General features: G+C 69.8%; 12 protein-coding genes. 7 read left to right on the top strand and 5 right to left on the bottom strand.

Annotation, left to right across the window (positions count from 1 at the left end):
- Positions 1-65: 65 nt before the first annotated feature.
- The 4 genes from obgE to ACYQ7X_RS12485 all read left to right on the top strand — a co-directional run bounded on the left by obgE (position 66) and on the right by ACYQ7X_RS12485 (position 5,055).
- Positions 66-1,157: a GTPase ObgE gene (gene obgE, locus ACYQ7X_RS12500; protein WP_459697367.1), complete on the top strand. Its 1,092-nt coding sequence runs from the start codon at positions 66-68 to the stop codon at positions 1,155-1,157.
- Positions 1,154-2,272: a glutamate 5-kinase gene (gene proB, locus ACYQ7X_RS12495; RefSeq protein WP_459697366.1), complete on the top strand. Its 1,119-nt coding sequence runs from the start codon at positions 1,154-1,156 to the stop codon at positions 2,270-2,272. The genes obgE and proB overlap by 4 nt, the downstream gene beginning before the upstream one ends.
- Before the next feature lie 193 nt (positions 2,273-2,465).
- The gene (locus tag ACYQ7X_RS12490) at positions 2,466-3,653 is read left to right on the top strand and encodes a GGDEF domain-containing protein (protein ID WP_459697365.1); all 1,188 of its coding nucleotides are present in this window, start codon (positions 2,466-2,468) and stop codon (positions 3,651-3,653) included.
- 205 nt (positions 3,654-3,858) lie between these two features.
- Complete coding sequence (locus ACYQ7X_RS12485; protein WP_459697364.1) at positions 3,859-5,055, top strand: acyltransferase family protein; 1,197 nt, start codon at positions 3,859-3,861, stop codon at positions 5,053-5,055.
- Here the strand turns inward: ACYQ7X_RS12485 and ACYQ7X_RS12480 are convergent.
- The 3 genes from ACYQ7X_RS12480 to ACYQ7X_RS12470 all read right to left on the bottom strand — a co-directional run bounded on the left by ACYQ7X_RS12480 (position 5,042) and on the right by ACYQ7X_RS12470 (position 6,733).
- Positions 5,042-5,572 carry a DUF3833 family protein gene (locus tag ACYQ7X_RS12480; protein WP_459697363.1) on the bottom strand — a complete coding sequence of 177 codons (531 nt, stop codon included), beginning with the start codon at positions 5,570-5,572 and terminating at the stop codon, positions 5,042-5,044. The two genes, ACYQ7X_RS12485 and ACYQ7X_RS12480, sit on opposite strands and share 14 nt — an antisense overlap.
- A 74-nt stretch (positions 5,573-5,646) precedes the next feature.
- Positions 5,647-6,573 (bottom strand): tyrosine recombinase, encoded by a 927-nt coding sequence (locus ACYQ7X_RS12475; RefSeq protein WP_459697362.1) that lies wholly within the window; start codon positions 6,571-6,573, stop codon positions 5,647-5,649.
- Positions 6,574-6,589: 16 nt separating this feature from the next.
- Complete coding sequence (locus ACYQ7X_RS12470; protein WP_459697361.1) at positions 6,590-6,733, bottom strand: hypothetical protein; 144 nt, start codon at positions 6,731-6,733, stop codon at positions 6,590-6,592.
- Positions 6,734-6,780: 47 nt separating this feature from the next.
- On the opposite strand from ACYQ7X_RS12470, the gene aroB reads away from it, so the two are divergent.
- Positions 6,781-8,463 (top strand): 3-dehydroquinate synthase, encoded by a 1,683-nt coding sequence (gene aroB, locus ACYQ7X_RS12465; protein ID WP_459697360.1) that lies wholly within the window; start codon positions 6,781-6,783, stop codon positions 8,461-8,463.
- Positions 8,464-8,497: 34 nt separating this feature from the next.
- Here aroB and ACYQ7X_RS12460 read toward each other — a convergent pair whose 3' ends face one another.
- Together ACYQ7X_RS12460 and ACYQ7X_RS12455 are read right to left on the bottom strand one after the other, a co-directional pair.
- Positions 8,498-9,280 carry an N-formylglutamate amidohydrolase gene (locus ACYQ7X_RS12460; RefSeq protein WP_459697359.1) on the bottom strand — a complete coding sequence of 261 codons (783 nt, stop codon included), beginning with the start codon at positions 9,278-9,280 and terminating at the stop codon, positions 8,498-8,500.
- Positions 9,281-9,344: 64 nt separating this feature from the next.
- The gene (locus tag ACYQ7X_RS12455) at positions 9,345-10,334 is read right to left on the bottom strand and encodes an AraC family transcriptional regulator (protein WP_459697358.1); all 990 of its coding nucleotides are present in this window, start codon (positions 10,332-10,334) and stop codon (positions 9,345-9,347) included.
- A gap of 127 nt (positions 10,335-10,461) precedes the next feature.
- On the opposite strand from ACYQ7X_RS12455, the gene ACYQ7X_RS12450 reads away from it, so the two are divergent.
- Together ACYQ7X_RS12450 and ACYQ7X_RS12445 are read left to right on the top strand one after the other, a co-directional pair.
- On the top strand, positions 10,462-11,238 hold the full coding sequence (locus tag ACYQ7X_RS12450; RefSeq protein WP_459697356.1) for an SDR family NAD(P)-dependent oxidoreductase: 777 nt from the start codon (positions 10,462-10,464) through the stop codon (positions 11,236-11,238).
- Positions 11,239-11,307: 69 nt separating this feature from the next.
- On the top strand, positions 11,308-12,537 hold the full coding sequence (locus ACYQ7X_RS12445) for an aminopeptidase (protein ID WP_459697355.1): 1,230 nt from the start codon (positions 11,308-11,310) through the stop codon (positions 12,535-12,537).
- The last annotated feature ends 29 nt before the right edge of the window (positions 12,538-12,566 follow it).

Genomic DNA, 12,566 nt, shown 5'->3' with positions numbered 1-12,566 from the left:
CAGAGACTGCCAAGGGGCCGGCTTTCCGCTGGCCCCTTTATTTTTTTGAGACCGGTGCTGCCCCGATGAAGTTCCTCGACCAGGCCAAGATCTATGTCCGTTCCGGCGATGGCGGGGATGGCGTGGTCGCCTTCCGCCGGGAAAAATACATCGAGTTCGGCGGCCCGGATGGCGGCAATGGCGGCCGTGGCGGCGATATCATTTTCGAAGCCTCGCCCGATCTCAATACCCTGATCGACTTCCGCTATACGCAGCATTTCAAGGCGCCGAAGGGCGGCAATGGCGCGGGCTCGGACCGCACCGGCCGCGATGCCCCCTCGATCACCATCCGCGTCCCCGTCGGCACCGAAATCCTCGACGATGACCGCGAGACCCTGCTCGCCGATCTCGATCGGCCGGACAGCCGCGTCGTGCTCTGCCGCGGCGGCGATGGCGGGCATGGCAATGCCATGTTCAAGAGCAGCACCAACCGCGCGCCGCGCCGGGCGGATAAGGGCTGGCCGGGGGAGGAGCGCTGGGTCTGGCTGCGCCTCAAGCTCATCGCCGATATCGGGCTCGTGGGCCTGCCGAACGCCGGCAAATCCACCTTCCTCTCGGTCGTCTCGGCCGCGCGGCCGAAGATCGCCGACTATCCTTTCACCACGCTGGTGCCCCAGCTCGGCGTGGTACGGCCGACCGAATATGAGGAATTCATCCTCGCCGATATTCCGGGCCTCATCGAAGGCGCGCATGAGGGCGTGGGGCTCGGGGATCGGTTCCTCGGCCATGTCGAGCGGTGCGCGGCACTGCTGCATCTCGTCGATGGCGCGGCCGGCAATGTGGTGGATGCCTGGCGCACCATCCGCGGTGAGCTGGAAGCCTATGGCGGCGGCCTCGCCTCCAAGCCCGAGATCCTGGTGCTCAACAAGGCCGATGCGATGAGCCCGCGCGAGCTTTCCGCCCGCCGCACGGCCCTCGCCCGCGCCTCCGGCGCGCCGGTCTTCGTCGCTTCCGGCGTCTCCCGCCAGGGCGTGCCGGAGATCCTCCGCGCGCTGATGGAGATCGTGAACGCGGCGCGGGCCGAGCGGCAGGCGGCTCAGGGGCGCCGGGCCGAGGCTGAAACCCGCTCGGAGAGCCGTTCGGAGACGGCCGGCGGCGGCCGCGGGCAGGAGGCGTGATCCTGCCGCGCCTCGGCGCCGCCCGGCGCCTCGTCGTCAAGCTCGGCTCCGCCCTCGTCGTCGATCAGGCGGCGGCGACGCCGCGGCAGGCCTGGCTCGACCAGGTGGCGGAGGATGTCGCCGCGCTGCGCCGCCAGGGCACCGAAGTCATCCTCGTCTCCTCGGGTGCCATCGCCCTCGCCCGCCGCAGCTTGGGCCTCACCCAACCGCGCCTCAAGCTCGAGGAAAAGCAGGCGGCCGCCGCCGTCGGCCAGATCCGCCTCGCCCAGGCCTGGACGGAGGCGCTGTCCGCCCAGGGGATCACGGCGGCCCAGCTTCTGCTGACGATCGAGGATAGCGAGGATCGGCGCCGCTATCTCAATGCGCGCGCGACGCTCGCGACCCTGCTCGGCCTCGGCTGCGTCCCGGTGATCAACGAGAACGACACGGTGGCGACCGCCGAAATCCGCTTCGGGGACAATGACCGGCTGGCCGCGCGCGTCGCCGAAATGGTCGAGGCCGATCAACTCGTCCTGCTCTCCGATATCGACGGGCTCTATACCGCCGATCCGCGCCGCAACCCGCAAGCCGCGCATATTCCGGTGGTGCCGGTGATGACACCGGAAATCGACGCCATGGGCGGCGAGCCGCCGCCCGGCTATTCATCGGGCGGCATGCGCACCAAGCTCGTCGCCGCGCGGATCGCGACCAATGCCGGCTGCGCCATGGCGATCGCCCTCGGCCACCGCCCGCATCCGCTGCGCGCCCTGATGGACGGGGCGGCCTGCACCTGGTTTCTGCCGCGGGAAGACGGCCGCTCCGCCCGCAAGCGCTGGATTGCCGGCAGCCTCGCCCCGCTCGGCAGCCTCACCGTCGATGCCGGGGCGGCGCGGGCCCTCGCCGCCGGCCGCTCGCTTCTGCCGGCGGGGGTGCGCGCCGTCTCGGGCGATTTCGCCCGCGGCGATGCCGTGCGTGTGCTGAGCCCCGAGGGGGTGGAAATGGCGCGCGGCCTTTCGGCCTATGGTGCCGAGGATGCCCGCCTCATCGCCGGCCACCGGTCTGAGGAGATCGAGGCTCTGCTCGGCTGGCGCGGCCGGGACGAACTGATCCATCGCGACGATCTCGTCCTGCTTTAAGCCCGCCCGGCGGAGCGAGGGAAGGTCGCGAGCGGGGTCATTCGCCGCACGCATCCATCCGGCGGCGCATATAATTGCCATTTGGTTAATGCGTTCGCCTCGCTAACGAAAAAACAAGACCTGCCGAGGTAAGTCTTTGATCGGACCTGCCGCGTCGCGCGACAGGCCGTTCAGGAGCCGGGAGCCGTCGTGCATGTGGAGTGATGGGGCTGATCAGCCGAACCTGCACGGCAGCTTCACCGCCGCCGTCGAAGCCGAACTGCGGGAGAGCCGGCTGGATCTCACCTTCCCGCCCTTCCTCGAAAGCCGCTACCAGCAGGATTGGGCGGAAGCGCGTTCGGCCCAGCTGCGCAAGCTGTCCATGATCGGCTGGGCCGCGGCTTCGCTGCTCGTCATCCTCGTCGGGCTCCTCGTCTCCGGCGCGGCGGCCTGGATGCCGCTCCTCGTCACCTGCCTGGCGCTCGCTGCCCTCACCGCCGGGCTGCGGCGCTTCTTCGGCTCCACCATTCCGCAACAGCGGCGCGAGGGGGCGGCCTTCGCCCTGGGCCTCGCCTTTGCCCTCGCCGTCAGCCTCAGCCTCGTCTGGGGCGGCGAGAGGCCTGGGGTCGATGCTCTGGCGCTCGCGACGCTGGGCACGACCTTTCTCCCGCTGCTGCTGCTGCTGCCCGTTCGCCGCGCCGCTGCGCTGAGCGGGGCGAGCCTCGTCCTCTATGCCGCCATACTCCTCGGCGTCCTCCCCCTGCCGTGGAACCTCGCCCTCCTTCCGCTCGCCTGCCAGATCATCCTCACGCTGCTCGCCCTCACCGCCCTGCATGGGTTGGAGCGGGGGGCGCGCCGCCTCTACCTGCACGAAGTTCTGCAGAAGGCGCAGGGCGAGCGGAGTTCCGCCTTCGTCGATCCGCTGACCGGGCTTGCCAATCGCGAGCGGATGGACGCGGCGCTGGCCGCGCTCTGCGATCAGGAGGAGGTGCGGGCGAGCTTCCTGATGATCGACATCGACCTGTTCCAGGATTTCAACGAGCAATACGGCCATGAGGTGGGGGATCGGCTGCTGCATGACCTGAGCCGCTGCCTCGCCGCCGCCTTGCGCGATGGCGACTTGCTGGCGCGCATGGGCGGCGAGGAATTCGGCGTGCTGCTCAACGGGCTCGTCATGCAGGATGCTATCCTGGTGGCCGAGCGGCTGCGCGTCGCCGTCGCCACCTTTCCTTTCATGGTCGGCACCAAGCTGATCCGGATGACGGTGAGCATCGGCGTCACCGGCATCGTGCCCTGTGACGAGCCGAGCCGCATCCTCGACTCGGCGGAGAAGGGCATGCACCTCGCCAAGCGCGCCGGGCGCAACCAGGTCGGCGGGCCCTGGCTCAAACTCCCGTCCTGACCCCCTGGCCGATGCCGGCCGGATAGCGCCTTCCGCTTGCCGGCTCCTCTCGTTGGAGCGGGCGTCTGCCGTGTGCAGCCGGCGAGGCGCGGCCGGCGAGGTGCGGCGGGCCCTCGCGCCGAGTTGACCTAAGCTGCCGAGCCATCCGATCACAGGATCGTGCGCCGAGCCCTGCCGCCTTCGCCGCGCTGCCCACCTCTGCCCCATGAGCACGACCCTGGAGAAGCAGACCACGTCCCGCATCCGGGACGATCGGATCACCCCCGCCGGGCGAGACGAGATCGAGGCCTTGACCGGCCTGCGCGGCATCGCCGCCGTCATCGTCATCGCCTATCACATCTATCCCGCTTCCGATTTCCCGATCGGCCTCAGCCCCTTGGTTGGGCGCGGCTATCTCGCCGTCGATGTCTTCTTCGTCCTCAGCGGCTTCGTCATGGCGCTGACCTATGGGCAGATGTTCCGCGAAGGGGTGGGCGCGCCCGCCTATCTCACCTTCCTCGCCCGCCGCGTCGCCCGGCTCTATCCGCTCTACATCACCTTCTTCGCCTTGCGGCTGGCCTATTCGCTCGCGGTCTATCACAGCCTGCAGGTGCCGGATGGCTGGTTCGCCCTCACCTTGCCGCATCCGCTGAAGGATGTGCTCGCCAATATCGTCATGGTCCAGTCCTGGGGGCTGGCCAAGGCGGCGACCACGCCCACCTGGTCGATCAGCACCGAATGGGGCGCCTATTTCGTCTTTCCCTTCGTGGTCGGCGCGATCCTCTTTCGCGCCCGCTGGCAGGCGCTCCTCGCGCTCGCCGGCGCGATCGGCCTCGTGCTGCTGGCGAGCATGCTGACCGCGACCGACGGGCTGCACCATAACGGCGCGCTCGATGCCTATGATGGGCGCACCCTCATCCCGCTCATCCGCTGCCTCGGCGGCTTCACCCTCGGCCTGCTGACCTACCGGCTTTATACCCTGGGCTCCGTCCGGCGCTTCGCCGCGCGCGGCCTCGCTTGGGCGGCGCTCGGCTGGATCGCCCTTGGCCTGCTGCTGCGCTGGCCCGATCAGGCGATCTATCCCGCCTTCCCCGCCCTGGTCCTCGCGCTCGCCTGCGATCGCGGGCCACTCGCCCGCCTCTTCGCCTGGCGTCCGGTCTTCGAACTCGGCGTGCTGAGCTACACCCTCTATGTCATCCACAATGTCTGGATCGGCCTCGTGCATTGGGAGATCCGGCATCTGCCGATGGCCATGCCGCCGCTCGTCGCGCAGAGCCTTTCCGCCGGCTTCCTCATCGCGAGCCTCGGCGTGACCGCCTTCGCACTCCATCACTTCATCGAGGTGCCGGGCCGCCGCATGGTCCGCGGCCTGGGGGATCGGCTGGCCGGCCTGCACCGCGCGCCCGCCTTCAATCGTGGATGAAGACCGCCTCGATCTCGCCCAGGGTGACGCCGAGCTTGCTGCCCCAGGCGCGGTTCATCATCACCTTCGGCGCGACCATCCACTGCCAGTCGTCGAAGGTCAGGGTATGGGGCGATCCGCTCTTGGTCAGGTCGAACACATAGTGCATGCGGAAGGCATTGCCCGAGGTCTGCCCACGGGCGACGCCCACCACCTCGGGCGTGCGGCCGATCCAGCTGCCATCCGCCGCGCGGGTGAAGGTCCAGTCCCGATCCTGGGTCTTGCCGTCGGAGAAGACGTAATGCTCGTGCAGATGCAGCACATGGCCATCCCAGGTGCCGTTCTCATCGGCCGTGAACTGCTTCACGACATTGCCGTCGCGGTCGAAGAAGAAGCCGTAGCCCCTGGAGTGGCCGGCGTAGAAATCCTGCACGCGAAAGGGCGGCGTGCGGCCGGCGAAGGCCGTCACCGGCTGGCGGGCGCAGGCCGCGAGGCCCGAGAGCGCGAAGGCGAGGCCGAGCAGGGAGAGAAGTCTCATCGGGCAGCTCCGGGAGCGTCTCTTCCCTAACGCCCGAGCGGTGCGGCCGGATGCGGCGGGAGAGCGGCCGACCCTCAGCCCCCCGGCGTCTCCTCCCCCTGATGCGCAAGGGCCAGCGGATGCCGCTCCTCCACCAGCTTCTGCAGGCGCTCCGAGAGCAGGTGGGTATAGATCTCCGTCGTCGCGATATCGGCATGGCCGAGCAGCATCTGGATGCTGCGCAGATCCGCCCCCCGCCCCAGCAGATGCGAGGCGAAGGAATGGCGCAGCACATGGGGGGAGACGCGGGCGGGATCGATCCCGGCCTTGGCCGCGAGCCGCTTGAGCTGCAGGAAGAAGGCCTGGCGGGTGAGCGCCTGGCGCGGGTCGCGGCCCGGAAAGAGCCAGCGCGAGGGCGGCGCCTTCGCCCCTGACCGCGCGCCGCGATAGGCGGCTGCCGCCGCCCGGGCCGCGGCCGAGAGCGGCACCAGCCGATCCCGCCCACCCTTGCCGCGCACCATCAGCATCTCGGCGTCCGCGGTCAGCGCCTGGGCGGGCAGCGCCAGCATCTCGGAGATGCGAAGACCGCTGGCATAGAGGATTTCGAGCCCCGCCTGCATCATCAGCCCGGTGAGCCCCTCCACCGCCGCCGCCGCGGCGCTGGTGAGCAGCCCATCCACCTCCCGCTCGGTCAGGTTCTTCGGCAAGGCGGGCGCGCTGCGCGGCGCCGAGAGCAGGCGGGCGGGATGGTCCGGCCGCAGCCCCTCGCGCAGCAGAAAGGTGAAGAAGCCACGCAGGCTCGCCAGCCGGCGGGCCTGGGTGCGGGGGGAAAGCCCGGCCTCGGCGAGGCTCACCAGATAGGCGCTGAGATCGGCCTTGGCGCAGCCCCGCGCATCGCTGCCGCGGGCGGCCAGGAAGGCCGCGAGATCCTCGAGATCGCGGCGATAGGCGGCGAGCGTGTTCGGCGCCGCCCCCCGCTCGGCGGCCATCATTTCGAGAAACGCCTCCAGCGACCGCTCCATCGCCGGGCGCCCGCGCTCAGCCCTGGGCGGCGGTGGGGGTCGGCAGCATCTGGTGCACCTGCGTCTGATGCAGGGGCAGCGGGAACATGCCGAGGGCGACGAATCCGCCACCCGCCACGACCAGCAAGAGGATAACGAGAATGAGGAGGAAGCTGCGCATCCGGTGGCCTGCCCGTGAGTGATGCGGCTGTGCTAATGCCTCGGCCGATGACGCGCAATATCGACGATCCAGCCTCCGCGCCCGGCGCCCTGCCCCTGCCCCCGCCCCGCAGCATCGTGCTCGTGGGCCTCATGGGCGCGGGGAAAACCGCCGTCGGCCGGCGCCTCGCCGCCCTTCTCGGCCTGCCCTTCGTCGATGCCGATCACGAGATCGAACAGGCGGCGGGGCAGAGCATCAGCGAGATCTTCGAGCGATTCGGCGAGCCGGCCTTCCGCGATGTCGAGCGGCGGGTGATCCGCCGCCTGCTCTCCGGCCCCCGCGTGGTCCTGGCGACCGGCGGTGGCGCCTTCATGGATGCCGAGACGCGGGCCGTGATCCGCGACCATGGCCTCTCCATCTGGCTGCGCGCCAGCCTGCCCCTACTCCTCAAGCGCGTGGCCGGCCGCAGCCACCGGCCCTTGCTCAATGCCGGCGACCCCGCCACCGTCCTGGAGCGGCTGATGACGCTCCGCCACCCCGTCTATGCCGAGGCCGATATCGTGATCGATTCCCGTGACGAACCCGTGGACAGCATGGCCGCCCGCCTGGCCGAGCGCATCGCCCGCCACGCCCCGCCGCTCCGCGTGCCGGTGGCGCTCGCCGAACGCGGCTACGAGGTGGTGATCGGCCCCGGCCTGCTCGCCCGTGCCGGCGCCCTTCTCGGCACCGTGCTGCCTCAGCGCCGCGCCGTCATCGTGACCGATGCGCATGTCGCGCCGTTGCATCTCGCCGCACTCGAAGCCGGGCTCGCCGAAGCCGGCTTCACGACCGGGCAGGTCATCCTGCCGCCTGGGGAGGCGAGCAAATCGATCGAGGGCTGGTCCGGCCTCGTCACCGCGCTGCTCGACCAGGGGGTGGAGCGCCGCACCACCATCATCGCCTTGGGCGGCGGGGTGGTGGGCGATCTCGCGGGCTTTGCCGCCGCGGCGACGCTGCGCGGCCTGCCCTTCGTGCAGGTGCCGACCACGCTGCTCGCCCAGGTCGATTCGAGCGTCGGCGGCAAGACCGGCATCAACAGCCGCCACGGCAAGAACCTCATCGGTGCCTTCCACCAGCCGCGCATGGTGCTGGCCGATACCGATGTGCTGGCGAGCCTGCCGGTGCGGGAACTCCGCGCGGGCTATGCCGAGATCGTCAAGGCCGGGCTCATCGGCGATGCGGAGTTCTATGCCTGGTGCGAGGCGCATGGCGCAGCCGTGGTCAGTGGCGATGCCCAGGCCCAGGCCGAGGCCATCCGCCGTGCCTGCGCCTTCAAGGCGAGCGTAGTGGGCGATGACGAGCGAGAGGAAAAGCCCAATGACGGGCGGGCGCTGCTCAACCTCGGCCATACTTTCGGCCATGCGCTGGAAGCCGAGATCGGCTATGGCGGCGGCCTGCTACACGGCGAGGCGGTGGCGATCGGCCTCGGCCTCGCGGCCGGCCTCTCCGCCAAGCTCGGGCTCTGCCCGCCCGATCTCCCCGCCCGCATCCGCCACCACCTGGCCGCGGTCGGCCTGCCCTCCGAGCTTGCCATGCTCAACCGCCGCTTCTCGGCCGCTTGCCTCATCGCCCATATGCGGCGGGACAAGAAGATGCGGGATGGCGCCCTCGCCTTCGTGCTGCTGCGCGGCATCGGCCAGGCTTTCACCAGCCGCGAGGTGCCCGGCGAGGCGGTGACGGACTTGCTGCGGGAGGCGGGCTGCGAGCCATAGGCGCGCCGAGCCGGGGCCCGAGCCTCCGGGGCGGTTAGCCTTCGCCCGCGCGGAACGCCTGCCACACCATGGGAAGCAGGCGGGTGAGGCGCCCGGCCCATTCCCGCTGGCCTTCGGCGCTGCCGATCAGATCCTGGCGGATTTCGATTTCGAGATAGGGCAGCCCCCGCCGCTCGGCATGCACGGGGATGGTGTAATCCGTCAGGTCGCTCACGAAATAGGGCTCGTTATCGCCGACGACGAGGCCACCCTCCGCCTCCAGCCGCGCCTTCAGCAGCCGCGAAAGGCGGGCATCGCGGTTATAGAGCACCGCCGCGTGCCAGGGCCGCGCGGTGCCTTTGAAGACCGGGGTGAAGCTGTGGACGGAGATGAGCGCGGTCACCCGCCCGGCTTCCGCCCGCGCATCGAGCGTCGCAGCGATCGCCGCATGATACGGGGTGAAGATCTCGGCGATACGGGCCTGCCGTGCTGCCTCTGTCAGCCCCTCATTCCCAAGAATGCGCGTCGTCTCGCTGATCTCGGGGATCGAACTCGGCACGCCAGGATCACGGTTGCAGTCGATCACCAGGCGCGAATAGACCTGCCGGATCAGGGTCGCGTCCAGGGCATCCGCGACCTGCTCGGCCACCGCCCGCGCCCCGATGTCATAAGCGATATGGCGCTCAAGCTCGGCATCCGGCAGGCCGAGCTGGCCGAGCCGGCGGGGGATCGCGCGGCCGGCGTGATCGCAGGTGAGCAGCAGATCGGAGGAGCCGCCCGGATGGTCCACCATCACGGGCCGGGCTTCGTCGGGGGCAAGCAGGGTCATCGCGTCCATGCCGGCAGCATAGCGGGGCCTGGCCCCGCCGTCAGCCGGCACCGCAAGCGAGCCGCGCGGCCCATCACGCGGACGGCAAGGCGGCTGGCACCGCCGCGCGCCTGCCGGGCGGGGCGGCATCCGGCGCCACCATCGCCGGCAGGCTGGCGGCGATCCGCCGGGCATCCTGCTTCGGCGGCAGCCCGAACTGGCGAGCATAATCGCGGCTGAACTGGGATGCGCTCTCATAGCCGACGCTGAGTGCCGCCTGCGCCGCCGTCATCGCCTCGGCCGCCATCAGCTGGCGCGCCCGCAACAGCCGCATCTGCTTCTGGTATTGCAGCGGGCTCAACCCCGTCAGCGCCTTGAATTGGCGATGGAAGGCCGAGACGCTGAGATGCGCGATGCCGGCGAGATCGGCGATGCGCAGCGTTTCGGCGAAATGCTCCCGCAGGTGGCGCATCGCCCGCATCAGCTGCTGCGAAGGCCCGGCCGCGCAACACATGCGGGCGATCGCGCCGCCATCCGGGCCGCTCAGCAGCCAGTAGCAGATTTCCCGCATGATGATGGGGGCGAGCGTGCCGATCGCCTCCGGCGTATCGAGCAGCCGCACCATGCGGAGCGCGCAATCCGCAAGCGGGCCTTCGAAGTTGCTGACGAGGACGCCGCGCGGCCCGGCCTGACGCGGCCCGGCCTGACGCGGCACACCCTGATGCGGCGCGCCGCCGCTGCCCAGTTCCTCGGCGACGCCGCGCATGAGATCGAGATCGAGCCCGATGAGCAGGCAAAGGCAGGGCTCCTCCGGGCTTGCCTCCGTCACCCGGCCCATCGCGGGGGCATCGACGCCGACCACCAGCGCCTCGCCCGCGCGATAGGTGTAGCGGTTGCCGCCGAAGGTCGCCCATTTCGCGCCTTGCGCCACGATGCAGATCGTCGGCTGCGCCATCCGGCATATCGGCGGATGCGGCTCCGTCGCGCGCAGCACGATAACGCCGGGGATCGCGGTCTCGTAGGGGCTTTCGCCGCTCTGGCGGGCGGTGAAGCGGGCCAGGGCGGCGGCGAGGTCTCGAACCACGGGGAGGCTCCTTCTCCCGCCCATGATAGCCGCCGAGCAGGAACAGGCAAGAACGCGCCGGCTTCCGGCATTCATCCGGCCCTGGCCGGCACCCATAATAACCGGCGTCTCATTTCAGGAGGGCTTCATGCCGAACGAAACCAAATCGGGCCCCGCCCGCATCGCCGTGGTTACCGGGGGCAGCCGCGGCATCGGGCGCAACACCGTCCTCACCCTTGCCGGGCGCGGCGTCCGCTCGATCTTCACCTATCGCCAAAACCGAGCGGAGGCGGAAGCCGTCTGCCAACTCACCGAAGAGGCGGGGCTGCCCGCCATCGCCCTGCCGCTCGATACCGGCGAGAGCGCGGGCTTCCCGGCCTTCGCGGCTGAACTCGCCGCCGCCCTCTCCAGGCTCGGCGCCGAGCGGTTCGATTTCCTCGTCAATAACGCGGGCACCTCCTCCAATACCGGCTTTCTGGAGATGACCGAAGCCGAGATGGACGCGCTCTATCAGGTGCATTTCAAGGGCGTCTTTTTCCTCACCCAGACGCTTCTGCCGCTCATGCGCGATGGCGGGCGGATCGTGAACATCTCCTCCGGCCTCGCCCGCTTCGCCATGCCCCGGCGCATCGGCTACGGCAGCATGAAGGCGGCCGTCGAAGCCCTCTCCCGCTACATGGCGCTCGAACTCGGGCCACGCGGCATCGCCGTGAATGTCGTCGCGCCCGGCGCGATCGCGACCGATTTCAGCGGCGGCATCGTGCGGGACAATCCGGAGGTCAATCGCATGATCTCCCAGGTGACTGCGCTCGGCCGGGTCGGCCTGCCCGAGGATGTCGGGCCGGTGATCGCGGCGCTGCTCTCGCCCGATCTCGGCTGGGTCAATGGCCAGCGGATCGAGGTCGCGGGCGGCATCCATCTCTGACGGCGCCCCGCTCTTGACCGGGACCGCCTTTCGGGGGTGACCTTGGCCCCGGTGAACGGGGAGAGTGTGATGGATTTCGAAACCAAGCTCGATCGTCTGGCGGAGGTCGCGGTGCGGGTGGGGCTCGGGCTGCGCGCGGGCCAGGAAGTGGTGATGACGGCGCCGCTCGAAAGCCTGCCCCTCGCGCGGCGCATCACCCGCCACGCCTATAAGGCGGGGGCCTCGCTCGTCACCACCTTCTATGCGGATGAGGATGCAACCCTCGCCCGCTTCGAGGAAGCGGCGCCGGAAAGCTTCGACACCGCCCCCGCCTGGCTCTTCGAGGGCATGGCGAAAGCCTATGGCGCGGGCGCCGCGCGGCTCGCGATTTCGGGCGAGAACCCGGCGCTGCTCGCCGGGCAGGACGCGGAAAAGGTCAGCCGCGCCAACCGCGCCCGCTCCCGCGCCTATCAGCCGGCGCTGCAGCATATCGTCGATTTCCATATCAACTGGAGCATCGTCTCCTTCGCGAGCCCCGCCTGGGCGCGCATGGTCTTCCCCGACCTGTCGGAGGCCGATGCCGTCATGCGGCTCTGGGATGCGATCTTCGCGGCCTCTCGCGTCGATCAGGCGGACCCGGTGGCCGCCTGGAATGCGCACAACCAGCGCCTGCACGACCGCAAGACCTTCCTCAACGAGCGGCGCTACGCCGCACTCCGCTTCCAGGGGCCGGGCACGGATCTGACCGTGGGCCTCGCCGACGAGCATGAATGGGCGGGCGGCTCCGAGGTTGCCCGCAACGGCATCACCTGCAATCCAAATATCCCGACGGAGGAGGTTTTCACGACGCCGCATGCCCGCCGGGTAGAAGGGACGGCGCGCAGCACCAAGCCGCTCTCCTACCAGGGCACGCTGATCGAGGATATCGCCGTGCGCTTCGAGGGCGGGCGCATCGTCGAGGCCTCGGCGCGGCGTGGCGAGGAGGTGCTTCGCAAAGTGCTGGAGACCGATGCCGGCGCGTCCCGCCTCGGCGAGGTGGCGCTCGTCCCGCATTCGTCGCCGATCTCGCAAAGCGGCATCCTGTTCTTCAACACGCTCTACGACGAGAATGCCGCCTGCCATATCGCCCTCGGCCAGGCCTATAACAAATGCATCCGCAATTTCGAGGAGAAGAGCGAGGAGGCGCTGGTCGAGGCCGGGGCCAATCGTAGCCTCATCCATATCGATTGGATGATCGGCTCAGGCTCCGTCGATATCGACGGGATCGGCGCGCAGGGCGAGGCGGAGGCTCTGATGCGCGCCGGGGAATGGGTTATCTGAAGCGAAGGGCGGAGGCACCCTCCGCCACG

The sequence above is a fragment of the Acidisoma sp. C75 genome (genome assembly GCF_054665095.1).
Note: the sequence above shows the minus strand (reverse complement) of the source record. Positions and strands in the feature narration are given on the sequence as shown.